Annotated in this window: 19 protein-coding genes; 13 read left to right on the forward strand and 6 right to left on the reverse strand. The window is 67.0% G+C overall.

What is annotated here, in order from left to right:
• Window positions 1-397 precede the first annotated feature (397 nt).
• The 4 genes from A9976_RS30450 to A9976_RS30465 all read right to left on the reverse strand — a co-directional run bounded on the left by A9976_RS30450 (window position 398) and on the right by A9976_RS30465 (window position 3,766).
• Window positions 398-1,102, reverse strand: coding sequence for an SDR family oxidoreductase (locus A9976_RS30450; RefSeq protein WP_183022069.1), 705 nt, complete (start codon window positions 1,100-1,102; stop codon window positions 398-400).
• Between the two features lie 30 nt (window positions 1,103-1,132).
• Window positions 1,133-2,134 (reverse strand): NADP-dependent oxidoreductase, encoded by a 1,002-nt coding sequence (locus A9976_RS30455; RefSeq protein ID WP_183022070.1) that lies wholly within the window; start codon window positions 2,132-2,134, stop codon window positions 1,133-1,135.
• Window positions 2,135-2,207: 73 nt separating this feature from the next.
• Window positions 2,208-2,813 carry a TetR/AcrR family transcriptional regulator gene (locus A9976_RS30460; RefSeq protein ID WP_183022071.1) on the reverse strand — a complete coding sequence of 202 codons (606 nt, stop codon included), beginning with the start codon at window positions 2,811-2,813 and terminating at the stop codon, window positions 2,208-2,210.
• A 59-nt stretch (window positions 2,814-2,872) separates the two neighbouring features.
• Window positions 2,873-3,766, reverse strand: a complete 894-nt coding sequence (locus tag A9976_RS30465; RefSeq protein ID WP_183022072.1) for a LysR substrate-binding domain-containing protein — start codon at window positions 3,764-3,766, stop codon at window positions 2,873-2,875.
• Window positions 3,767-3,889: 123 nt separating this feature from the next.
• Between A9976_RS30465 and A9976_RS30470 the strand changes: the two genes are divergently transcribed.
• The 7 genes from A9976_RS30470 to A9976_RS30500 all read left to right on the forward strand — a co-directional run bounded on the left by A9976_RS30470 (window position 3,890) and on the right by A9976_RS30500 (window position 10,717).
• Window positions 3,890-4,204, forward strand: coding sequence for a YciI family protein (locus tag A9976_RS30470; protein WP_183022073.1), 315 nt, complete (start codon window positions 3,890-3,892; stop codon window positions 4,202-4,204).
• 272 nt (window positions 4,205-4,476) lie between these two features.
• Entirely contained in the window at window positions 4,477-5,784 is a 1,308-nt protein-coding gene (locus A9976_RS30475; RefSeq protein ID WP_183022074.1) for a flavin-dependent oxidoreductase, read from the forward strand.
• 142 nt (window positions 5,785-5,926) lie between these two features.
• The gene (locus A9976_RS30480) at window positions 5,927-6,829 is read left to right on the forward strand and encodes a glutamate ABC transporter substrate-binding protein (protein WP_183022075.1); all 903 of its coding nucleotides are present in this window, start codon (window positions 5,927-5,929) and stop codon (window positions 6,827-6,829) included.
• A gap of 3 nt (window positions 6,830-6,832) precedes the next feature.
• Entirely contained in the window at window positions 6,833-7,495 is a 663-nt protein-coding gene (locus A9976_RS30485; RefSeq protein WP_183022076.1) for an amino acid ABC transporter permease, read from the forward strand.
• The gene (locus tag A9976_RS30490) at window positions 7,492-8,292 is read left to right on the forward strand and encodes an amino acid ABC transporter permease (protein ID WP_183022077.1); all 801 of its coding nucleotides are present in this window, start codon (window positions 7,492-7,494) and stop codon (window positions 8,290-8,292) included. Before A9976_RS30485 ends, A9976_RS30490 begins: the two co-directional genes overlap by 4 nt.
• 246 nt (window positions 8,293-8,538) lie before the next feature.
• Window positions 8,539-9,222, forward strand: a complete 684-nt coding sequence (locus A9976_RS30495) for an energy-coupling factor ABC transporter permease (RefSeq protein WP_183022078.1) — start codon at window positions 8,539-8,541, stop codon at window positions 9,220-9,222.
• Between the two features lie 331 nt (window positions 9,223-9,553).
• Window positions 9,554-10,717 carry a GGDEF domain-containing protein gene (locus A9976_RS30500; RefSeq protein ID WP_183022079.1) on the forward strand — a complete coding sequence of 388 codons (1,164 nt, stop codon included), beginning with the start codon at window positions 9,554-9,556 and terminating at the stop codon, window positions 10,715-10,717.
• 89 nt (window positions 10,718-10,806) lie between these two features.
• On the opposite strand, the gene A9976_RS30505 is transcribed toward A9976_RS30500, so the two are convergent.
• Complete coding sequence (locus A9976_RS30505; RefSeq protein ID WP_183022080.1) at window positions 10,807-11,901, reverse strand: glycosyltransferase family 9 protein; 1,095 nt, start codon at window positions 11,899-11,901, stop codon at window positions 10,807-10,809.
• 219 nt (window positions 11,902-12,120) lie between these two features.
• Between A9976_RS30505 and A9976_RS30510 the strand changes: the two genes are divergently transcribed.
• From A9976_RS30510 to A9976_RS30525, 4 genes are all read left to right on the forward strand, one after another.
• Window positions 12,121-14,214, forward strand: coding sequence for a metallophosphoesterase (locus tag A9976_RS30510; protein WP_259649370.1), 2,094 nt, complete (start codon window positions 12,121-12,123; stop codon window positions 14,212-14,214).
• A gap of 269 nt (window positions 14,215-14,483) precedes the next feature.
• Window positions 14,484-18,458, forward strand: a complete 3,975-nt coding sequence (locus A9976_RS30515) for an Ig-like domain repeat protein (RefSeq protein ID WP_183022082.1) — start codon at window positions 14,484-14,486, stop codon at window positions 18,456-18,458.
• Window positions 18,459-18,696: 238 nt separating this feature from the next.
• Window positions 18,697-19,104, forward strand: a complete 408-nt coding sequence (locus A9976_RS30520; RefSeq protein ID WP_183022083.1) for a PRC-barrel domain-containing protein — start codon at window positions 18,697-18,699, stop codon at window positions 19,102-19,104.
• A 150-nt stretch (window positions 19,105-19,254) separates the two neighbouring features.
• On the forward strand, window positions 19,255-19,629 hold the full coding sequence (locus tag A9976_RS30525) for a cytochrome c (RefSeq protein WP_034395772.1): 375 nt from the start codon (window positions 19,255-19,257) through the stop codon (window positions 19,627-19,629).
• Between the two features lie 2 nt (window positions 19,630-19,631).
• Here the strand turns inward: A9976_RS30525 and A9976_RS30530 are convergent, their stop codons facing one another.
• Window positions 19,632-20,567 (reverse strand): LysR family transcriptional regulator, encoded by a 936-nt coding sequence (locus tag A9976_RS30530; RefSeq protein ID WP_183022084.1) that lies wholly within the window; start codon window positions 20,565-20,567, stop codon window positions 19,632-19,634.
• 89 nt (window positions 20,568-20,656) lie between these two features.
• Here A9976_RS30530 and A9976_RS30535 point away from each other — a divergent pair, with 89 nt between their 5' ends.
• Together A9976_RS30535 and A9976_RS30540 are read left to right on the forward strand one after the other, a co-directional pair.
• A complete protein-coding gene (locus tag A9976_RS30535; protein ID WP_183022085.1) occupies window positions 20,657-22,018 on the forward strand; it encodes an MFS transporter in 1,362 nt (453 codons plus the stop codon).
• On the forward strand, window positions 22,015-22,653 hold the full coding sequence (locus A9976_RS30540) for a LysE family translocator (protein ID WP_012206205.1): 639 nt from the start codon (window positions 22,015-22,017) through the stop codon (window positions 22,651-22,653). The genes A9976_RS30535 and A9976_RS30540 overlap by 4 nt, the downstream gene beginning before the upstream one ends.
• Window positions 22,654-22,659: the final 6 nt, after the last annotated feature.

Consider the following 22,659-nt stretch of genomic DNA (forward strand, 5'->3'; position numbering starts at 1 on the left):
CCAGCCCCCTGTTCCGGGGCCGGTGCTTCAAAACACCTTCACCACACAGCGGCTGAGCCTTCCCCAAAGAAGGTCTCGTCAGGCTGGACGCCCGGCAAGTGGGGCCCCGTCCGCTCGCCCCTACGGGTTACGGGCGGGATGGGCGGTTCAAATCTCGTACAGGAGGGCGGCGCCATGAACGCCGTTTCTCTTGCTCTTGCCCGCGCGCCTCATCGGACTACGCCATGGCATCCATCACCAGCCCCGAGCCCCCCCCGAGTGCTCGATGGACAGGGCGCCCGCCAGCACCGCAGGCATGTGATATTTCAACAAGCATGGAAATATAGGCCGGACCGGCGCTGACCGATCATGCCGGCCCATGCGTATGGGCCCCCATGGCTGACCGCCGTACCCGGTCTCAGGCACCCTGCGGCAGATAGCTTGGCCGGGCCGCCGTCATGCCGCGCTTGACCTGCTGGGTGAGCTCGTCGGCCAGCACTTCATCGAGCCCGGCCTCCAGTCCGTCCAGCGCGCGCCTGACGATGTCCTCGGGGCTGGACTTCGGCGCGTCAAGCCCGCGCGTGAGGTCCGTATCGACATAGGCCATGTGCAGGCCCAGCACCTGCGTCTTCTGGCCCGCAAGCTCGTTGCGCAGGGCATTGGTGAGCGACCAGGCGGCCGACTTGCTGGCCGAGTAGGCAGCCAGCTCGCCGCCGTTCACCCAGGAGGCCACCGACAGCACATTGAGCAAGGCCCCGCCGCCGTTGGCCTTGAGGACCGGCGCGAAGGCCTGGCTCATGCGCAGCACGGCGAAGAAATTGGTCTCGAAGATGCGCCTGGCGACCTCTTCGCTGTCGGGCGACAGAAAGCCGCCGGGCTGGGCGATGCCGGCGTTGTTGATCACCAGCGTGACGTCCGACGCCTGCGCCGCAGCGGCGGCCACGTCCTGCGGGCGGTTCACGTCCAGCTGCAGGGCATGCACGCCAGGCTGGGTGACCGTGGCGGGGTCGCGCGCGCCGGCGTAGACCTTGCGGGCGCCACGGACCAGCAGCTCGCGTGCGAAGGCCAGGCCGATGCCACGATTGGCACCGGTGACGAGAACAACAGCGTTTTCAATTTTCATGGATCGCTCCAGGGGTGGGGAAAAACAGATTCAACGGATCTTGATGACGACCTTGCCCTTGGCATGGCCGGCTTCGGCATGGGCAAGGGCCTCGTTGGTGGACTCGAATGCGAAGACCTTGTCGACGACCGGGCGGATGGCGCCCGCTTCGATGAGGCGGGTGATCTCGCGCAGCTGGCCGCCGTCGGCCCGCATGAAGAGGAAGGAGTAGTCAATGCCACGGCCTCGCGCCCGGCGCCTGATGCCGGAGCTGAGCAGCCGCATCACCAGCCGCACGAATGCGGGCGCCGCGATGTTTCTGCCAAACGCTGGATCGGGTGGGCCGGAGATGGAGACCAGCTTCGCGCCGCCCTTGAGCACGCGCAGGGATTTGCCAAGCGTCTTGCCGTCCTGGCTGTTGAGCACCACGTCGTAGTCGTGCAGGACGTCCTCGAAGTCCTGCGTGCGGTAGTCGATGACGACATCCGCGCCCAGGCTCCTGACCAGCTCGAAGTTGGCCGCGCTCGTCGTGGTGGCCACAGTGGCGCCCAGGTGCCTGGCCAACTGGATGGCGAACGTGCCCACGCCGCCGGAGCCGGCCTGGATGAAGACCCTTTGCCCCTTCGTCAGCTTCGCTGTCTCCACCAGTGCCTGCCAGGCCGTCAGGCCCACCAGGGGAATGGAGGCCGCCTCTTCCATCGTGAGCCCCTCCGGTTTTGGCGCCAGCGACGACTCCCTGACCGGCACGAACTCCGCGAACGTACCGATCCGGAAATCATCCGTGCGTGCATAGACCTCGTCGCCGGGCTTGAACTGCCGCACGCGCGGGCCGACCTTGACCACCACGCCGGCCACGTCGTGGCCCAGGATCAGGGGCAGGCGATAGGGCAGGATGAGCTTGAATTGCCCGTCCCTGATCTTGGAGTCCAGCTGGTTCACGCCTGCGGCATGGGCCCGGACCAGGACTTCGTCGTCACGCAGCTGCGGCTCGGGCACCTCTGCCAGCTGCAAGGCGCGGCTCGCTCCATGGCTTTCCAGAATGAATGCCTTCATGGTCTTCCTTTATATGATGATCATCATATGTAACGGCGAAAAAAATCCAGGCATATGCACAGGGCATGCGCCATCAATGGCTGGCCGGCGCCAGGTGCTTGAGTGCTGCCTCGCGCAGGCTGTCGGACAGGCCAGGGTCGTCCACCGCCCGTGCCAGCAGCAGGCTGCCGACCATGGTGGACAAGGTGACGAGCGCGCGCTCATGGGCGCCGGGCTGTCCCCAGTCCGGCGATTGGCGGGCGATGAGATCGACCATTTCCTTGATGTGGCCCGTGGCCACGCGGCGCACCTCCGGCGCCTGGCGCGAGGTCTCGGAACCCAGGGCCGCCAGGGGGCAGCCCACCTCGGCGCGCTGGACATGTTCCTTGGAAAGATAGGCGGCCAGCATGGCCTGCAGCGCCATGCCGGGCGGCGCCTTGGCCACCACGTCGGCGACGGCGGCACAGGACTCGGCGCAGGCCTTGCCCGCGGCTTCGGCCAGCATGGCATCGCGCGAGGCGAAATGGGCGTAGAAGGCGCCATGCGTCAAGCCCGCCTCCTTCATGATGTCCGCCACGCCGGTGCCGCCATAGCCGCTGCGGCGGATGGCCCGGGCCGCCACGGAGACGATGCGCTCGTGCGTGGCCTCTTTGGCCGAAGCCCGGGCGCTGGAATTTGTGATTCGCATGTTGCTCATCATACATTTTTCATCCGCGATGCGCACAACGCCCGATGGACTCCGGCAACACCACCCGGTTTTCAGACTGCGGCGAGCGTGCAGACGGCCTCGCGAAACGCCGTCACGATAGGCCGGGCATCATTGCTGCGCCAGACCAGATAGATCTTCACCCGCAGCCTCAGCCATTTCAGATCTCTGAAGACGACGCCCTCCGGTGCCTTGGTCTTGAGGGCGGATTGCACCAGCGTGACGCCAAGCCCCGAGCTCACGAGGTAGAGCGACGCCAGCGGATCCGTCGTCTCGTAGACGATATCCGGCGTAAACCCCGCCTCCTGGCACGCCGCCAGCAGGGCTGAACGGATCGTGTCCACCGGCTGGCGGGTCACGGCGATCCATGTCTGGCCATCCAGCTGCGCCGGCTGAAGGGTTCTTGAGCCGCACAGAGGATGCCCTTTCGGGATCGCCAGGGCCACAGCCTCGTCCAGCACCAGGGCACTGCTCAGGCCGGACTCGCGCTCGGGCATGCGGTAGGCCAGGCCGACATCCAGCATGTGCCGTTGAAGGTAGTCGAACTGCGTGGCACTGCCCAGGCCTTGCAGGGACAGCGTCACCAAGGGGCTGCCGGCCCTGAAGGCGCGCACGCTGGGACTGACGATGTTTGCGTACATCGCCCCCTCCACATAGCCTATGGCCAGCCGCCCGGCATTGCCGGCGCCCAGACGCCGCGCGAAGGTTTCGACTCGATTCGCGTTGGCCATCAGCGTGCGGGCCTCGCCGAGCAAATCCCGCCCTTCCTGAGTCAGCCGGATGCGCTGCCTGCTTCGCTCGAACAGCAGCACGCCGAGCTGATCCTCCAAAAGCCTGATCTGCCGGCTCAGCGGAGATTGGGAGATGTGCAGTTGTTCGGCAGCGCGTCCGACATTTTCCGCTTCGGCGACTGCGATGAAGTACCGCAGTTGGCGCAAATCAAGCATGGTTGAGTCCTTTGAGGACTCAACTTTCCCATATTTTGTCTTGGACTCCCGGCAGGCGTTGGGCGATCCTGAGGTCCCGCGAAGCAGTTGCCGCTTCCCTTGCAACCTCATCGAAGTCCTTTCATGCTCTACATCGTTTCCGTGAAATATGTCCGCCCTCTGGAAGAAGTCCAAGCACATCTGGAGGCCCACAAGCAATGGCTCGCCCGGCACGCTGCCGCGGGCCGCATCCTGGTGGCAGGCCCATTCGAAGACAAGTCTGGCGGACTGGCGCTGGCGTCATGCAGCAGCCGCGCCGAGCTCGACGCCATGATTGCGGAAGACTCTTTCGTGCTGCACCAGCTTGTCCTGGTCTCGGTGCAGGGTTTCGAGCCAGCCATCCGCGCCGAGGCCTTCGCGCCGCAGTGCGCTGGCAACGCAGCCGTGGTGAGGGCTTGAAGCGCCAGAGAAACCATTGGGTGTCTCACACATCGCCACAGTCATTGCCACGGCGCTGGCCGTGGCTCTCACCGCCTTGCCCGCATCGGGCCGTGCAGGTCCTCCTGCGGGACCCACCCTGCTGGTGGGGCATTCCTGGGCAGGCCCTGTCATCGCGTGAGCCTCGGCATCCGTACAGTTTCCGCGGAACGTCTCGTCCGCATGTGAGCAGGCCGTTCCCATGCGCCGCGGCCGTGACATTTGCCGGCCGCCAATGCATGGACAATCTCGCCATGTCTGCTGCATCCCCCACGAATTCCCCGCGCCCCGTGCTGATTGCCGGCGGCGGCATCGGTGGCATGGCCACTGCCCTCACGCTGCACCAGATCGGCGTGCCCTGCATGGTGTTCGAGTCGGTGGCGCAGCTGCAGCCGCTGGGCGTGGGCATCAACCTGCAGCCGAACGCGGTGCGGGAGCTGCATGACCTGGGTTTCGGCAACGATGTGCTGGACACCATCGGCCTGCAGGCGCGCGAATGGGCGCTGGTGGGCCGCAACGGCAACGAGGTGTATGCCGAGCCGCGCGGGCTGCAGGCCGGCTACCGCTGGCCGCAGTACGCGGTGCACCGCGGGCAGTTGCAGATGATGCTGTTCAACGCCGTGCGGGAGCGCCTGGGCGAGGGCGCGGTGCAACTGGGCCGGCGCGTGGTGGGCTACCGGCAGGACGCCGAGGGCGTGACCGCGCTCATCGACACCCGCGATGGCGAGCGCCTGGAGGTGCAGGGCTCGCTGCTGGTGGCGGCCGATGGCCTGCACTCGGCCGTGCGTGCGCAGATGCACCCCGCGCAGCCGCCCATCCAGTGGGGCGGCGCCATCATGTGGCGCGGCACTACGCCGGGCGTGCCGGTGCGCACCGGCGCATCCTTCGTGGGCGTGGGCTCGCTGCGCCATCGCGTGGTGCTGTACCCCATCACGCCGCCGGACCCGGCAACGGGCCTGGCCACCATCAACTGGATCGCCGAGATCACGGTGGACAACGACGGCGGCTGGCAGCAAGGCGACTGGAACCGGCGCGTGGCGCTGGAGGAATTCATCCACCACTTCGACGGCTGGGACTACGGCTGGCTGGACGTGCCGGCCATGCTGCGCGGCGCCACGGACGTCTTCGAGTACCCCATGATCGACCGCGACCCCGTGCCCACCTGGGTGGACGGCCGCGTGGCCTTGCTGGGCGATGCGGCGCATGTGATGTACCCGGTGGGCTCCAACGGCGCCAGCCAGGCCATCGTGGATGCGCGCGTGCTGGGCGCGCAGCTGCTGGAGCACGGCGTGGGTCCGCAGGCGCTGCGCGCCTATGACGACAGGCTGTGCAAGGACATCTCGGCCCTGGTGCTGCGCAACCGCGGTGCCGGCCCCTTCGGCCTGCTGGGGCTGGTGGACGAGCGCTGCGGCGGCGTCTTCGACCATATCGACAAGGTGCTGCCGCGCGAGGAGCGCGAGGGCTTCATGGCCCGGTACAAGGCCGCTGCCGGCTATGCGATCGAGACGCTCAATGCCGCAGCCCCCACCATCGCGCCCGGTCGGCGCATGGCCAGCACGTGACCGGCGCATGACCGGCGCGTGACCGGCGCGTGACCGGGGACTGAGCCTTTGTGCGGCAGCAAGGGCCGCGAGTCGCCATAATCGGCCCTTGCCCCTGGCAGCCATCCCCAGATTTACATCACAGACCAAGCAGGAAGACCACATGCCCATCAAATCCATTCTGAAATCCACCGTGGTGACGCTGGCGATCGTGGGCAGTGGATCGCTTTTTGCGCAGGGCGCGCCCCTGAACACAGCGGCGTTCGACGCCCTGGTGGCGCAAGGGCCCGTCGCCGACGCCGCGACCATCGCATCGAGCACCTGGGCCAGCAAGATCAGGCAGACCGGCACGCTGCGCCTGGGCAGCACCCAGACCTCGAATCTGTTCTCCCTGCTCAACGAGAAGGACGGCAAGATCCGCGGCTTCGACGCAGGCCTGGCCCAGCTGCTCACGCGCTACATCCTGGGCGATGCCTCCAAGTACCAGTTCGCACAGGTGACCTCGTCCACGCGCGAGCAGGTGCTCATCAACAACCAGGCGGACATGGTGATCGCCACCTACTCCATCACCCCCGCACGCGCCGAGAAGATCTCGTTTGCCGGCCCCTACTACACCTCGCAGGCCGGGGTGCTGGTCAAGGCAAGCAACAAGACCGTGCAGTCGTACAGCGATCTGGCAGGCAAGAAGGTGGCCACGCAGGCCGGCTCCACGGGCCCCGCCATCCTGGCGCAGCACGCGCCCAAGGCCGCCGTGCAGGAGTTCCAGACCCACCAGGAAGCGCTGGACTCCCTGCGCCAGGGCCGCGTGGATGCCTACGTGACCGACTACACGCTGCTGCTCAACACCCTGAGCCTGGGCACTGGCGACGCACGGCTGGCAGGCGCGCCCTTTGGCGCCCAGGACTCCTACGGCATCGGCCTGCCCAAGGGCTCGGACGGCGTGGCCTTCATCAACGCCTTCCTGAAGAAAATCGAAGCCGATGGCACCTGGGCCAAGTTGTGGACCATCTCCATCGGACAGCGCACCGGCAGCACGGCCGTTCCCACGCCGCCCGCCCTGCCCTGAACGATGGGTGACATCTCCCGGCTCCTCGCCGACCACGGGCCTGCCTTCTGGCAGGCCCTCTTGCTGACCTGGAAGCTCACTGCCTTCTCGTTCCTGCCCGGCTTCCTGCTGGGCGTGGTCGTCACGGTGCTCAGGCTTCTTCCGCTGCCGCCGCTGCGCTTCGTGCTGACCGCCTACGTCGAGATCTTCCGCAACATTCCCAGCGTGGCGCTGCTGATCTTCATCGTGTTCGCGCTGCCCGATCTCAATGTCGTGATCGACTATGAGCCCAGCGTGATCCTGGCCCTGACCCTGGTCTGCTCCGCGTTCACGGCGGACTATCTGCGCGCGGGCATCAACACCATTGCCGGCAGCCAGATCGAGGCCGCGCTCAGCCTGGGCATGCGGCCCATGCAGATCATCTCGGCCGTGGTGCTGCCGCAGGCGCTGCGCTCGGTGGTGCAGCCGATGACGTCGCTGCTCATTGCGCTGATGCTGTCCACCTCGCTGGCGTCCCAGGTGCCGCTGGCGGGCCGGGAGCTCACGGCGCTGGTGTCCAAGATCGCCAACGACTCCGCCGCCGGCATGGCCGCGTTCGCGGTGGCCGCCGCCCTGTACGTGGCCAGCGGATTGCTCATTGCCTGGGTGGGCGCCATCCTGGAAAAGAAGCTGCGGATACTGCGATGAGCCGTTCTCTGGAAGACATTCTGTTTGGCGCGCCCAGCCCGCAGGCCAGGAAGATCACGCAGGTGGTCAGCCTGATCGCCGCGGCCGGGCTGATTGCGCTGGCTGCGGGCGTCGTGTGGCGTTTTCATTCCGCAGGCCAGCTCGAGGCCCGGTTCTGGGAGTTCTTCGCCTGGCCCACCACCTGGGCCTTTCTGGCCAGGGGCCTGCTGGGCACGCTGGCATCCTCGGCCATGGCCGCCGCCATTGCGCTGAGCCTTGGGCTGGTGCTGCTGGCGGGGCGCCTGGCGCGGCCACGCATCGTGCGCTGGCCCAGCATCGCCGTCATCGAATTCCTGCGCGGCACGCCCACGCTGCTGCTCATCTACGTGTGCTTTCTGGTGCTTCCCGCAGCCGGCATCAAGCTCGGCACGTACTGGATGCTGACCCTGCCCATAGGCCTGAGCACCGCCGCCGTGGTGGCCGAGGTCTACCGCGCAGGCGTGCTGGCCGTCCCTCGCGGCCAGACCGATGCCGCGCGAAGCCTGGGGCTGACCGAGGTCCAGGTCTTCCGGCTCGTCGTCTTCCCGCAGGCCCTGCGCTACATCGTCCCGGCCCTGGTCGCGCAACTGGTCATCGTGGTCAAGGACACCACCTTCGGCTACATCGTCACCTACGGCGAACTCATGCAGAACGCCAAGGTGCTCATCGCCAACTACCACGCGCTGGTGCCCGTGTATCTGGTGGTGGCGGTGCTGTACTGCCTTGTGAACTACGCGATATCGAGGGCGAGCAGGCGGTTGAATCGGCCGGTGCATTGAGGTGGGTGGCGCCGGTCAGCGGAAGGTGGCCCGGTGATTCGGGAAGGGGACTCCGGTGGCAGCCAGCAGACCGGGTTGCGCCTGTCTCGATGGGCGGCGAAGTCCGCTTGACCAGTATCGAAAATCCGCCCCTGTGGCTGCGCGGTATGGCGCAGCACACCGTCCCCGGCTATGCTCGGTGCCTTTGCCGTTGTGCAGTCGGTGCCCGCCGGCTTTCCAACGGACCTTGCCTGCTCAGGACCTCCCATGCACATCGAACCCGGCGTCGTCAGCCCCGAGAAAATCGCCCTCAGTTACGTCACTGCCGCAGCGGCCTTCGGCCTGACCGCCGCCCTGGCACGGCAAAGCCTGCGCGACAACGGCGGCGCGCTCGCGCTGCTGGTGCGCAGTGTGATCACCACCGCGCTGGTGTTCAGCTTCTTCGAGGTGTTCCCGCATGAGCCGGTCGGCGTATCCGAGGTCCATCTGATTCTGGGATCGACCTTGCTGCTGATGTTCGGCGCGGGTGCGGCGGCCATCGGCCTGGCGTGCGGCCTGCTGGTCCAGGGCCTGTTCTTTGCGCCCTTCGACCTGCCGCAGTACGGCATGAACGTCACCACCTTGCTGGTGCCGCTGTATGCGGTGAGCCAGCTGGCGCGCCGGCTGATTCCGGCCGGCACGGCCTATGTGGACATCGGCTACCGGCAGGCCCTGGCCCTGTCCACCACCTACCAGGGCGGCATCGTGCTGTGGGTCGCCTTCTGGGCCATCTACGGCCATGGCGCCAGCCTGGCCACCATGACCGAGGTCGCAAGCTTTGGTGCCGCCTACATGTGCGTGGTGCTGGTGGAGCCCCTGGTGGACCTGGCCGTGCTGTGGCTGGCCAAACGTCTGGCCGCCTTCACACAAGGGCCGCTTTTCAATACCCGCCTGCACGCAGCAGCCACCTGACAGCCGGCTCCCCGGTCACCGTGCCCCACGGTGCTCCGATCTGGCTGGCTGTTCAAGCTGGCTGTTCAAGACTCCAGCCGCATCCGCGCTGACCAGCGCCAAGGCGGTCGTGTCACGGAAATCAGGCCATGGGCTCCCTTTCAAGGGCAGCCCGATCCGTGACTTGCACCCAACGGACTGCCGCGCAGCAAGCGCCTGAAGGCCCGCATCCTGCGACAATTCGGCCGGGCGCTCCGCTCCATTTCAATGCGGCGGCCCCGACCTCCGCCGCATTGCTCCTTGCCTGGCAGCTATTGCACGGAGCCTGCCTGCGCCGATACCTTCATCGTCCATGGTTCTCGATCCCTTCACCCTGCTCGTTCTCACCACGGCCATGGCCGCCGCCTCGGCGCTGTATCTGGCTGCGGAATGGAGCAACGTGCGCGAACGCTCACTGCTGCTTTGGAGCGGGGGGTTCGCCATCATCGCCGTGGGCTGTGTGCTGGCCCTGCTGCGCTCCAGCGGCCATGTGCTGTTCGGCATCTGGTTTCCCAACGGCTTGCTGATATCCGCGCATTGGCTGTTCCTGGCCGGCGTTGCCGCGTTCACGCACGCCCGGCTGCCGCGCGCGTGGTGGCTGGTGGCCATCGTCTGGCTGGCAATGCTGTTCCTGCCCGGCGGGCCGTGGTGGTCCAGGGCAATGCTGGGCATCCAGTCGCTGCTGATCGCCGTCATCAGCCTGCGCGCCGGCCTGCTGCTGCGTCCGCAGGGCGGCACGCTGGGCGTGGGCGCGGCGCAACTGCGCTTCGTTCTGCTGGCCCACGGCCTGTTCTATCTCGCCAAGGCCGCCTCGGCCGTGGCGCTGGACACCTTCATCAACCTGGCCAATTTCCACGGCACGGTGATCCTGGTGTCGCTGGTGGAAGGCGTGATGGCGATCATGCTGCTCGCCATGTCCATGACCGGCACGGAGCGCCATCGCCGCGAGGAACGCATCGCGCAGATCGCCGCCCGCGACCCGCTCACTGCACTGGACAACCGCCGCGCGCTCTATCTGCGCGCACCCCAGCTGCTGGAGCAGGCCTCGCCGGCCAACCCCTGCGCCCTGCTGCTGATCGATATCGACCACTTCAAGCAGGTCAACGACCTGCACGGCCACGATGCCGGCGACCGCCTGCTGCTGACCCTGAGCGACCTCATACGCAGCGCGCTGCCGCGCGGCGCACTGGCCGCACGGCTGGGCGGGGACGAGTTCGTGATCGTGCTGCGCAGCGTCGACCACGCGGCAGCGCAGGCGCTGGGCCAGGACTTGCGCGAGGCCTTCGCGCAGCAGGCGCGCACCATGTTCGAGACGCCGGAACCGGTGTCGCTGAGCATCGGTGCCACCCTGTTCGACCAACCGGGGGTGGAGCTGTCCCACTGGCTCAAGCAGGCCGACGAAGCCCTCTACACCTCCAAGCGCAAGGGACGGGACCGGATGGAACTGGTCCCGCTTGCGCCCGGGCGGCCGCACTGACGGCGCCGAGGGTGCCCTGGCCCTGGGCGGGCACCTCGCCTGCAGCTTGCTGCCCACCTTGACCGGTTACCGGCCGGGCCCGGCATGCCTCACGCCAGCTCTTCATCCGCCAGCGCCAGCGCTGCTTGCGCCAGCAGTTCGGCGGCATGCGCATCGTTGCCGGGGGTGAAGACCCGGTGGCGCTGCGGGTCCAGCGGCGGACCCCGGTCCACTTCGCCGGCTTGCGAGGCGACCACGCTGCGCGTGCCCAGGGCAGCAGCCATCATGGAGACGGTGGTGTTGTTGCACACGGCCACGCTGGCCGATGCCAGCGCCGCGCCCAGCATCCAGATGTCGGTGCGGCCGCTCAGGTCCAGCGCGGGGTGGCGCATTTGCGCGGCCACCGATGCCACCAGGGCGCGCTCGTCCTCGCTGCCGGTGAGCACCACTTCCAGCCCCGCCTGCGCCAGCCGGTCGGCCACGGCCGCGAAGCCGCTGGCGGACCAACGGCGCACAGCCAGCCGCGCCCCCGGGTGGACGATGGCGTAGCGGCGGCTTGCGGGCAGCAGCGGGCGGACGCGGGCACGGTCATCGGCATTCAGCGGCAGGTCCAGCTTGAGACCGCGGCGCGGCAGGCCCATGTAGTCGGTCAGGGCCAGCAGGCCCAGCACTTCGCTGCCCTGCCCGGGCCAGGGCACAAAGCGCAGGGAATCCGCCTCGGGCACCCAGTCATCGGGGTCCGCAAAGCCCGCGTTGCGGCGCGCGCCAAAGTTGGCGACCAGGGCATTGGTATTGCGGCCCGAGTCGTGCAATTGCACCACCAGGTCAAAGCGGCGCGAACGCATGCGGCGCTGGAAGAAGCTGTATTCATCGGCCTTGGCCGAGGGCACGCCGGGCAGATCGGGCCAGCCGGGAAACAGCTCGAAGTCATCTACCGAAGACAGCCTTTGCGCCAGGCCTTCGGCCTCGGGCAACCCGATCAGGGTGATGCGTGCCTTGGGCCAGGCCGCAGCCAATGCACGCAGAACGGGCGTGGCGCACAGCAGATCCCCAAAGCGGCGCGCGCGGAACACGCCGATTCTGCGCAGCTGCGGCAAGACGGCCGACGTGCGGTGGCCCGTGTATTTGCCGGGCCTGAATTTGCCGCGCCCGAGGGCCGGGGTTGAATCGGTCAGCCTCAGCAAGGGGTGATTCATGGAATTCATGGGCACTCTCCGCCTATGGTTGCAGGCCATGGATACGTAGCAATCGGCGTGCCTGCTGCGTGCCTGCTGCGTGCCTGCCCCTGCAAAAGTCGGACGCCGTCTACCACGCCAGGCCGGGTTGCCCTGTCACGCCCATGAAACATGGTCTGCAGACAATGCCGGACTTTGTCAAACAGAGCGCCCCGCGCAACACGAAGAATGCAAGTCTGGAAATTGGGAATGGTGGCCGGTGCCGCAGCGCTGGCCCTGGCGGGTTGTGGTGGCAGCGATGGCGATAGGGCAGATGGGGGAACGAACAGCCAGGCCGTGGCCTTCATGGCCGATGTGCACTTCCAGGACGTGTACGGCGACCTCAAGAACAGCGGCTTCAAGGGCGTTCCCACGGCCAATGGCATGTTCGCCACCATCCGCACCATGTATGCGCAGCTGACTTCCACGCGGCTGTTCAACGAGAACTACTTCGCCTTCCGCGCCGCGCTGGACGATTCGCTGGCCAAGGGCGTGAAGCTGGTGGCCTTTCCCGGCGACTTCTCCGACGACGGCCAGCCGCTGAACGTGAACGGCTTTCGCGCCGTGCTGGCCGAGTACGAGAAAAAGGGCATGCGCTTTTTCATCGCGCCCGGCAACCATGACCCTGTCGCCCCCTACGACGATGACGAAAAAGGCAAGGACGACTTCATGGCCGCCAACGGCAGCACGGTCAAGGTCTACGCCAAGAACTACCAGGGCTGCCTGAACGCCGAAGCCAACGTGGTCTGTACCGACCAGTTGATGGAGCAAGGCTATGCCTCGCTGCTGCGCGACCTGGCCCCCTACGGCCTGATGCCCAATGAAAAGGACGTGTACTGGGAGACCCCCTACAGCACCTACGCGCAGGACAAGTACAGCCATGCCGAGGCCACCAGACAGGCCCGGCTGGGCCAGCGCAGCTACGAGATCTGCAAGGAAGGCGAAGGCGGCAAGTTCAAGCAGGCCGGCTACACCAATTGCACCAGCATTGCCGATGTGAGCTACCTGGTCGAGCCCGTCAAGGGCCTGTGGCTGCTGTCGGTGGACGCCAACGTCTTCGTGCCGGACAAGCTGGACCCCGCCAAGCCCAACTCGCCCAAGGGCTTCACCGGCGCCGGCAATGCAGGCTGGAACAAGATGACCACGCACAAGAAGAGCGTGATGGCGTGGATCGAATCGGTGAGCGCGCGCGCCAAGGCCCAGGGCAAGCAGCTGGTGGCCTTCTCGCACTACCCGACCATGGACTTCTACGCCAACCAGACCGATGCCATCAAGGCCGCCTTCAAGCCCGGCGCCTTCCAGACGGCGCGCGTGCCCGAGCAGGCCACGGCCGAGGCGGTGGCCGCCACGGGCCTGCCGCTGCACATCGGCGGCCACATGCACTTCAACGGCACCAACGACTACCTGAGCAAGAGCGGCAAGTACCTGGTGAACGTGCAGTCGCCGTCGCTGGCCGTCTATGGCGCGGCCTACAAGATCGTGCGCTTCGACACGCCGCGCAAGGTGGACGTGCAGACCGTGGCGCTGAACAATGTTCCGCGCTTCAACGAGCTCTTTCCGCTGTACGAGATGGAATGGAAGTACGTGGAAGGCAGCAGCAAGCCCGAGGACGCCAAGCGCCGCTGGGACAAGGCCATTCTGTCCAGCACCAGCTATGGCGACTTCACCAGCCGCTACTTCGGCGAGCTGTCGCGCCTGCGCTTCCTGGACGAGTACTGGGCCTGCGACATGAAGGACCTGGTCAGCCAGCTCAACCTGCAGCAGATGCTGACCATGGCCCAGCTGGACACCAAGGTCACCTACGCCCAGCTCGCCGGCCTGGCCGCGCAAGGCGTTGCCGTGCCGTTCAAGCCCAGCGCCGGCTGCCTGCAAGGTGGCCCCGTGGCCGGCAATGCCGCGCAGTGGGCTGCCGACTGGGCCGTGGCCGAGAACGCCGCCCGCGCCAAGGCCCAGGCCGCGGGCGTGGACTTCAGCGCGCTGGCCAATGTGTCGGCCTATACCTTCTACGGCGACTTCCACCGCACCGTCTACGCGGGCGCCCTGTCGCTGAACGACATGGGCAAGCAGCGCGTGCAGCAGTACCGCCTGCTGATGAGCGCCTTCCCTGCCCTGACCTCGGCGCCCCAGAAGACGGGCGACAAGCTGGCCGACAGCACGCCCGTGGGCCAGCCCTTCCAGTACAGCTTCAAGCAGGTGTTCTCCATCCTCAAGGGCCTGGGCTCGGGCAAGCCCAGCGACCATTTCTCGGTCGACTTCGACACCAGGACGCTGCGCGCCGAAGGCAGTGACAGCCTGAAATTCTGACGAAAGCACTCCCGGCTTTGCTCAGCCCCGCACGGCCTTGGTGCCTGCGGGGCTGTTTCTTTGGGCAGGCGAGAAAGGGACAGAGAGCAAAAGGAGACGCTTGTAGCCCGAAAGGGGGACAGACAGGCCGGCACAAACGCCCTAGATTGAGGCCGCCCCCAAACCTTCCCTGACCGCCGCCAGAGAACGCTCCCATGCACTGCGGATTCCACTTCAAGGCCCTGCCTGTCAGAGTCCTCTTGCCAGGAACCAGGGCATGGACACTGGCCTTGTGGTCCGGGCTTGCGTTGTGCGCCGTCCTGCTGGCGGGATGCACCGGGCCCACCTACAGCAGCCCCTCCTGGATCGAGGCGCCGCTGGTGGCAGACGGCGAACTGGGCGCCACGGGCAGCTATGCGGCCTGGAACCCCACGCTGGCCGTCAACGCCAGCAGCAGCGCCTGGCTCAAGTTCAGCCTGGACAGCCTGCCTTCGGGCGATATCGACGCGGTGTCATGGGACAGCGATACCCACAGCAGTGCGAACCGGCAGCCCTATGCACTCACGCCAGCCAAGGTGCTGAGCGCCCGGCTGGTGGTTCTGGTCCAAAGCGTTGGCCGCACGGGCCACCTGCGCCTGGCCATGGCCGACGAGGCCGCCGGGCAGGACTGCTACGTGCTGGAATCGGAGCGGCCCGATTGCAGCGCGCTGACGGCAGGCTCCACGCAGGCGCGGGATGCCGACGATCCTGCGGCCACGCCTGCGGTCACCCATGCGGGCTACTACTCCTTCGATGTCACCGGCTTCGTGAAGCAACGGGTAGGCCAGGGCCGCCACCTGTCCCTGGTGCTGCGCCCCGAGGCAGGCGCCAATGCCGCGGATGTCGCCATAGGCGCCAAGGAGCAGACCACCTACGTCAAGCTGTTCAGCGACCAGGATCCGATCCCCACCTCGCTGGCGCCCGAGGCCAAGCTGTTCATCACCCTGTCCGATGCCTTCGGCACCACCTCGACGACCGACATCTATTCGCAGGCGCCCAATGTGCGCAATTTCCGCTATTCGGCCAGCGATCCTGCGGTGGCGGACACGGATTTCGTGAAAGATCCCGAACTGCTGCTGCAAGCCCCCCCATACACCGGCGCGGGCGACGCCGCCTATGCGTATTTCCTGAGTCCCGTCACGCCCTTGCAGTCCCTCAAGCGCGCACAGGCGCGCTCGGCCTTTCCCGATGGCCTGGGCATGCGCCAGAGCCTGGTGCTGCGCACCCGCGCGCCCGCGCCGCCGTCCAGCCAGGCCCAGCCTCTCAAGTGGTTCACCTCCCCCTTCGGCCAGGCGCGCACGGGATCCCAGTGGAGTCCCCCGGACCCCGCCGCCCAGCCCCAGGGCAGGACAGCCCTGGTCGCCGGCCAGGACCACCAGGTGGCGCTGCTGGACAGCGGCCCCATCGCCGTGCGGGCGATTGCCGATGCCTACAACGCCTCGGACGATGTGGGGCCGCTGTACGCCATCGCCGCCACCAGCGACACGGCCACACCGGTCAAGATGCAGGCCTGGGGCGCGGGCCAGCCCCGCTACATCACGGCGGTGACACCGCGGCCCGATCCGCAGGCCCCCACCTTCATCGACCCCGATGACCGCACCTTCCAGCGCACCTGGTGCTTCAGCGCGCAGCAGAACATCACCTGCAGCCGCGGGGTGGAGTCTCATTCCGTCCGGGCGCGCATAGGCCAATCCTTCCCCAGCATCGGGCTGTCGCCCATCCTGGGCTACGGCACCCTCGCTTCACCCACCGGATCCATCCAATGGACGGGCCTGCTGCAGTCGGACATCTACCGCTCGACGCCGGCCTCGGGCCCCAGCGCCACGCTTTCCACGCCCTATATGTTCCGTTTCATGTACGGACGCTGGCCCGTGGCCGGCTACTGGCTGGACCTGGGGCGTGCGAACCGCGAAGTGGGGACCTACGACGGCTTCATCAGCCTGCCGGGCCACAACAACCGCTTCGTGGTCCACTACGAGAACCTGCCCTTGCCGGTGCCCCTGCTCACCGGCCCCGCCCAGCTGACACTGGACTGGCCCGGCAGCGCGGCCGTCACAACCCCGCTCACGGGCCCCTTTGCCTATGTGCTGGCGGTGGACGACTCCGTGGCCCAGCTGGACGACGGCACCCTCTACTGGAATTTCTCCAGCAGCAACCCCGACGACACCGTGCCCGCGCCCCGGCTCAAGCAGGGCACGGGCAGCCAGGCCGTGAGCTTCGGCCTGCGCGACCCGGGCCTGCGCACCCTCACCGTGACCAGCAATGGCGACGACCAGGCCCGGCACAGCATGGACGTGATGGTCCAGGCCGACACGCTGACCGCCCTCGCGGCCGAGAGCAGCCTGACCGTCCATGGCCAGCCCATGGTGGTCACAGCCACCGTGCAAGGACCTCTTGCGCGCCTGACGGGTGCAGTGGCCGTGTTCCGTGAAGGCGTGCAGCAAGGCGCGGCGGTGAACCTGGATGCGAACAACCAGGCCCGCCTCTCCCTGGACCTGCCCGTGGGAGCGCATTCGCTGGTGGCCCGCTACACGGGCGGCGCGGCGGCGGGCCTGCTGCCTTCGGAATCGGCCGTGTTCAGGGTGCGCGTGGACCGCGCGAGCAGCCGCACGGCGCTGACGGTAGCTTCCTCCATCGCAGCGGACACACCGGTGACGGCCAGCGTGCGCGTGACGGCCGAGCCGCCCGGAGCGCTCATCCCCACGGGCAACGTCACCATCTCGGCCGGGGCAAGCCAATGCACGGCGGTGCTGGTCCAGGGTGCAGCCAGCTGTGTGCTCGGACCGTTCTCGTCGGCGGGCCATCTGAACCTCCGTGCCAGCTACCCGGGCGATGCGGGCTTTGAGGCCAGCGAGGCCAGCCAGGCGGTGGATGTCGGAAAAGCCGCCTCACGGACCGTGCTCACCCTGCCCGGCTCGCTCACCGTGGGGAACAGCGCCGAGGTCAGCGCCGAGGTCAGTGCCTCGGTCAGCGCTGCCGCCAGCAACGCGCAGGCGCCGGGCGGCACCGTCACCATTTCAGGCGCGCAAGCCAGCTGCACGGCCACGCTGGCCAACGGCCTGGCGCGCTGCGAACTCACGCCTGGTGCCGCCGGCCCGGCCCAGGTCTTCACGGCCAGCTATGCGGGCGATGCCCAGTTCGCGGCCAGCAGCGGCACGCGCGAGGGCGATGTCCAGGGCCTTGCCAGCGTGCTCGGCATCAGCTCCACGCCCAACCCGTCGCGCAGGGACGAGGACATCGTGTTCAGCATCCAGGTCACGGGCGCCCCTGGCGCTGCGGCGCAGCACAACGCTGTCCAGGCCCAAGCGCAGGCCCTGCCCACAGGCACGGTCACGCTGGCGGAGAACGGGCGCCTCCTGGGCTCGATCGCCCTGGATGCAAATGCCCGCGCCCGGCTGCGCGTGGCCTTGTCCGCGCTGGGGGCGCACACCATCACGGTCGACTACAGTGGCGACGCGCGCAACGCGCCAGCCAGCATCCAATGGGTGCAAACGGTTGCCGAGGCGGCGGCCATTCCTGCCTCCACCCCGGGGCTGCTGGCCTTGGGCAGCTTGCTGCTGGCCTTGGCGGCTGGTCCGGCGCTGCGCCGCATGCGACCGGTGAAACGGGCGAGGCAGTCCCCAGGCCCCCGCATGCCCTGCCCGCCAGAGCTTGTTGGGGCTTGTGGGGGCTTGTGGGGGCTTGTGGACCTTGGGCCCTGCAGCCGCCCAGGCCCGTGGCGTCGAGCAGTATGGTTACATATGCAACAACGGGTTGCGCACCTACGTGATCACCTTCGCGCAACGCATACCATCGCCGCCCTACAACTCAGAAAGGGGGAGGATATGCGAGAAAATTCTCTCGAATGTTTCCTTTATCACAGCCAGTTGGCCCCAGGGGCTGACACCACATGCATCGCGGGGATCATCAAGGCCGCACGCACCTTCAACTGGTCGGCCGGGATCACGGGCATGCTGGTTTTCGACGGTGAACGCTTCTTCCAGTATGTCGAAGGCCCGCCAGAGCAACTGGCCCTGCTGGTGGAGTCCATCTCGCGCGATGAACGTCACATCAACTTCACGCCCCTGTTTCCGCAGGCACGCCTTGATCAAAGGCGTTTTGCCAAGTGGTCCATGGCCTATGTGATTGTTGAAGACACGGAGCCGCTGGGCACCATCTCCGAACTCAAAGGCCCCGGCGCGCTGGACAAGCTGCAGGAGCTCTTACCGCTTCTGGACGCTCAGTAATGCCTTTGGCACCAAACACCTGCGCGCCGGGATATTGAAGATAGACCGGCCCATGGTCTGCGGCATCGATACCAATGACCGGGCACTGCCCGTATTGAAATCCATCATGACGCTTGTAGGCAAGCTCCTCGCCGCGCCGCTCGATTGGCTGACAGGCCTTTGCTTGCTTTTCCGATCTCCATGCGCTTGCGCAGCGCTCCTAATGAGGGCTTCAAATTTTGTTTTCCAGGAGTTCTCTATGACAGGTCACAAGACGCTGAAGATGGGTTTGATCGCTGCCGCACTGATCGCAGGTGCAGCCTCCACCAGCTGGGCCCAGCCCGTGGCGGGCACCACCACGCTGGGCGTGGCGGCCACTGAAGTCCAGGCCGTGGCCACAGGCTGGAGCCTGAAGAAGTCCGTGCTGGGCAAGAGCGTCTACAACGAGGAAGGCAAGGCCGTGGGCAAGATCGACGATGTGATCGTCGCACCCGACAAGGCCGTGTCGTACGCCATCATCGGCGCGGGCGGCTTCCTGGGCCTGGGCAAGCATGACGTGGCCATTCCCGTGAACCAGTTCCGCGTGGAAAACAACAAGATCACCCTGCCCGGCGCCACCAAGGACGCGCTGAAGGCGCTGCCCAAGTTCGAATACGCGAAGAAGTAAGCCAGGCGCGCCCTCTCGCCTCATTCACAAGCCCTGCACTGCAGGGCTTTTTCGTTGGCGCGTGGCTGGCAGCCAGGCAAGCGTCCAGCGTGGTCCTGGAAGGCAATATGATCGCGGCGGATCAGATTCATACAAAAAATCCACGAGCAAATGAAAATACTCTTCGCCGCGTCATTGGGAATATCGTTGGTCATTCAGGCATCGCCCTCATTTGCGGACAACAGCAATGGCAAGCAGCTCTATTCATCGAGATGCGCCATGTGCCACGGGGCAGACGCCAGGGGCACGGGCCCGCTGGCCAACAAGAGCAACCCTCCCACGCCCGACCTGACGACCGCCGCCTTCAGAAAAAGGCTGCATGATTATCCGGGCGTGATTGTCTCGTCCGTCATTCTTCGCCCGAATGGAGATTTGATTCCCCGCACCTTGCGGGAAAACGGCGTAAAAGTACCGCCCCATGCCTGGACGGTGAAGGATTTTCGTGACCTGAATGAGTATTTCAGCGGCCTGATCACGAAGAAATAAATTCAAATTGCGATTTCCTGCCTGCGCACATGCTCGCGCACGGCATCGACCAGGATGCGCGCAAGGCGGTCCACGGGCTCCGGGGCATCCAGCGCGGCGCGGCCCAGGATCAGGTCCATGGACGGCAGGGCCGGCAGGCCAAGGGCCTGTGCATCCAGCGGCCTGACGTGGGCGGGCAGGCCGAACGGCGTGCGCACGGACAGGCCCAGGCCGGCCGCCGTGGCGGCCCAGACGGCGGTCAGGCTGGCGCTGTTAAAGGCGTGGCGCCAGGCCAGGCCCTTTTTGTCCAGGGCGGCCGTCACGATGTCCCGCAGGGGGCAAGGCGCCTCAAGCATGGCCAGGGGCAGCGCCTCATCGCCCTGCACCCCGCCGTTGAGGCCGCGCGCCCAGCCGGCCTCGGCCGCATCCAGCGATGCCGGGCCAATCCACTGAAGCGGCAGCCGCATGATGTGCTCGCCATGCACGCAGGCATGGTTCATGCCCACATCCCAGAGCAGCGCCAGGTCGAACTGGCCCAGGGCCATGCGTTCGCGCAGTTCATCGCTGCGGGCCACGCTGGCCTCGATGCGCACGTGCGGGTGGGTACGTGCGAACTGCCCCAGCACATGGGGCAGCACGCTTTCGCCCAAGTCTTCCTGCAGGCCCAGGCGCACCAGGCCGCGCAGCTCGCTGCCGCGCACGGCCGCCACGGCGCGGTCGTTGAGCTCCAGCAGGCGCAGCGCGTAGCCGCGCAAGGTTTCCCCCGCCTCCGTCAGCACCAGCCCCCGGCCGGACTTGCGCAGCAAGGGCGTGCCGCACTGGGACTCCAGCTTTTTGAGCTGGGCACTGACGGCCGATGTGGAGCGGCCCAGCCGGTCCGCCGCCCGGGCAAAGCTGCCCAGTTCGACGCCGGTACAAAAGGTGCGCAGCACATCCAGGTCATAGAGAACGCGTGTCATTGCCAAGCCCCAATCGTGCTGAAAAAATGGATTGTAGATGCGAAATTATGTGATTTTCAGGATGGTTGAGGCCCAACATACTGCCGCCCATGACCTCCTCTTCTCCTGCACCCAGCGCCGATCCAGGCCCCCTGCCCTTGCCCTCCCCGCCCAGCCACCGTTGGAAGGTGCTGGCGGCAGGCGTCATCGCCAATGCCGCGTTTTCCGTGGCTTTCAGCGGGATTCCCATGACGGCCATCCTCATGCGTTCGGGCTACCAGCTGGACACCCGGACGCTGGGCCTGGCGCTGGGGCTGATGGGCCTGGGCATTGCGCTCAGTGAATTGCCCTGGGGATTGCTGACGGACCGCTGGGGTGACCGGCCGGTGCTGCTGCTCGGCCTGTGCGGCACGGCCGTGGCCCTGGTGGCCATGGCGCTATGGGCTTCGCCATCGCCGGCCCATGTCCCGCCGTTTGGCTTGCTGGCTGGCGGCCTGGTGCTGGTGGGGCTGCTGGGCGGCAGCGTGAACGGTGCCAGCGGCCGGGCAGTCATGGGCTGGTTTGCCGAAGGCGAGCGCGGCCTGGCCATGAGCATCCGCCAGACCGCCGTGCCGCTGGGTGGCGCCATCGGCGCGCCCTTGCTGACCAGCCTGGCCACGCATGCAGGCTTTGCCGCCGTCTATGGCGTGCTGGCTGCGCTGTGCCTTGGGGCTGCCGCATTCGCCGCGCTGTGGATTCAGGAGCCGCCGCAGTCACCGCTTCGAAGCAAGGCCGCCGCGCCGGACCGCGCCGCAACCACCACGCCCGGCCCATTGCGCGATCTGCAGGCCTGGCGCATGGCCGCCGGCATCGGCATCCTGTGCGCCCCGCAGTTCGCCGTGCTGTCCTTCGGTACGGTATTCCTGCATGACTATGCCCAGTTGGGGCTGGGCGCGGCGGCGGCCCTCATGTCGGTCGTGCAACTGGTTTCCATGGCCTTGCGGATCTGGAGCGGCCGCTGGACCGACAGGCACCGGAACAGGCCTGCCTTTCTGCGCGCCTGCTGCCAGCTCACCCTGGTGCTGTTCGCAGGCCTTGCGGTCCTGAGCTGGTCCGGCCACCCGGCCGGTTCTGCTGCGATGGGTGTGGCTCTCATGGTGATGCTGGGCATCTGCGGCATCTGCGTGTCCGCCTGGCATGGCGTGGCCTACACGCAGCTGGCCGGGCTGGCCGGTGCAGCCCGCGCAGGCACGGCGCTGGGCATGGCCAATACCTCCGTGTTCGCGGTCTGCTTTCTGGTGCCCCTGGCCATACCGCATCTGCTGTCGGCCCAGGGCTGGGGGCTGGTCTGGGCCTGTGCGGCGGCCTGCGCGGGCTGGGCCATGCAGCTGTTTGCACGGACCGGTGCCATTGGCAATGCCAAGGCCGCGAAGACCCCCCAATTGCCCGAGAATGTCGGCTGTCTTCCCCCACCGACCTCCCCCCGATCATGACCATCGCCCACTGGCTTGTTTTCTGCGGCGTCTCGCTGTTGATGTGCTTCACCCCCGGCCCCGCCGTGTTGCTGGCCATCTCCAACTCGGTGGACGTGGGTGCAAGGCGAACGGCACTGAGTTCGCTGGGCAGCTCGGTCGGCATCTTTGTGGTGTCCGGGCTGGCGATGATCGGCATGGGGACCATCCTCGCCATGTCGGCCCATGCATTTCTGGCCATGAAGGTGGCGGGCGCCATGTACCTGATCTGGCTGGGCGTCAAGCGCTGGCGCAGCAAGGACGGCTTGCTGGGCAGCGATGCGGGCCTGGCCCCCACCCAGCGGCGCGAGCGCAGGAACTGGCAACTGGTGGCACAGGGCATGGGCGTGTCGCTGACCAATCCCAAGGCCATCCTGTTCTTCTCGGCGCTGTTTCCCCAGTTTGTCGTCCCGGGCGAGCCGCTGCTCACGCAGTACCTGGTGCTGACCACCACCTTCGCGGTCTGCGCCCTGATCTCGCACGCCTGCTACGTGCTGCTCATCTCCCTGATCAAGGGCCACCTGGTGGCGCACGCCAAGCTGTTCAACCGCATCGTGGGCGGCACCTTCATCGCGCTGGGTGTGGGACTGCTCAGGACACGGCACAAGCTGGGCTGAGTGCGT

This window comes from Delftia sp. UME58, assembly GCF_014170385.1.
Taxonomy (GTDB): Bacteria; Pseudomonadota; Gammaproteobacteria; order Burkholderiales; family Burkholderiaceae_C; genus Comamonas; species Comamonas acidovorans.

What these genes read in the sequence shown, in the direction of transcription:
- A9976_RS30475 (WP_183022074.1), top strand. Translation starts at nt 4,477, where the DNA reads ATGTCTGCTGCATCCCCCACGAATTCCCCGCGCCCCGTGCTGATTGCC.
- A9976_RS30470 (WP_183022073.1), top strand. Translation starts at nt 3,890, where the DNA reads ATGCTCTACATCGTTTCCGTGAAATATGTCCGCCCTCTGGAAGAAGTC.
- A9976_RS30505 (WP_183022080.1), bottom strand. Translation starts at nt 11,901, where the DNA reads ATGAATTCCATGAATCACCCCTTGCTGAGGCTGACCGATTCAACCCCG.
- A9976_RS30485 (WP_183022076.1), top strand. Translation starts at nt 6,833, where the DNA reads ATGGGTGACATCTCCCGGCTCCTCGCCGACCACGGGCCTGCCTTCTGG.
- A9976_RS30455 (WP_183022070.1), bottom strand. Translation starts at nt 2,134, where the DNA reads ATGAAGGCATTCATTCTGGAAAGCCATGGAGCGAGCCGCGCCTTGCAG.
- A9976_RS30460 (WP_183022071.1), bottom strand. Translation starts at nt 2,813, where the DNA reads ATGATGAGCAACATGCGAATCACAAATTCCAGCGCCCGGGCTTCGGCC.
- A9976_RS30520 (WP_183022083.1), top strand. Translation starts at nt 18,697, where the DNA reads ATGACAGGTCACAAGACGCTGAAGATGGGTTTGATCGCTGCCGCACTG.
- A9976_RS30495 (WP_183022078.1), top strand. Translation starts at nt 8,539, where the DNA reads ATGCACATCGAACCCGGCGTCGTCAGCCCCGAGAAAATCGCCCTCAGT.
- A9976_RS30490 (WP_183022077.1), top strand. Translation starts at nt 7,492, where the DNA reads ATGAGCCGTTCTCTGGAAGACATTCTGTTTGGCGCGCCCAGCCCGCAG.
- A9976_RS30525 (WP_034395772.1), top strand. Translation starts at nt 19,255, where the DNA reads ATGAAAATACTCTTCGCCGCGTCATTGGGAATATCGTTGGTCATTCAG.
- A9976_RS30465 (WP_183022072.1), bottom strand. Translation starts at nt 3,766, where the DNA reads ATGCTTGATTTGCGCCAACTGCGGTACTTCATCGCAGTCGCCGAAGCG.
- A9976_RS30480 (WP_183022075.1), top strand. Translation starts at nt 5,927, where the DNA reads ATGCCCATCAAATCCATTCTGAAATCCACCGTGGTGACGCTGGCGATC.
- A9976_RS30540 (WP_012206205.1), top strand. Translation starts at nt 22,015, where the DNA reads ATGACCATCGCCCACTGGCTTGTTTTCTGCGGCGTCTCGCTGTTGATG.
- A9976_RS30510 (WP_259649370.1), top strand. Translation starts at nt 12,121, where the DNA reads ATGGTGGCCGGTGCCGCAGCGCTGGCCCTGGCGGGTTGTGGTGGCAGC.
- A9976_RS30500 (WP_183022079.1), top strand. Translation starts at nt 9,554, where the DNA reads ATGGTTCTCGATCCCTTCACCCTGCTCGTTCTCACCACGGCCATGGCC.
- A9976_RS30450 (WP_183022069.1), bottom strand. Translation starts at nt 1,102, where the DNA reads ATGAAAATTGAAAACGCTGTTGTTCTCGTCACCGGTGCCAATCGTGGC.
- A9976_RS30535 (WP_183022085.1), top strand. Translation starts at nt 20,657, where the DNA reads ATGACCTCCTCTTCTCCTGCACCCAGCGCCGATCCAGGCCCCCTGCCC.
- A9976_RS30530 (WP_183022084.1), bottom strand. Translation starts at nt 20,567, where the DNA reads ATGACACGCGTTCTCTATGACCTGGATGTGCTGCGCACCTTTTGTACC.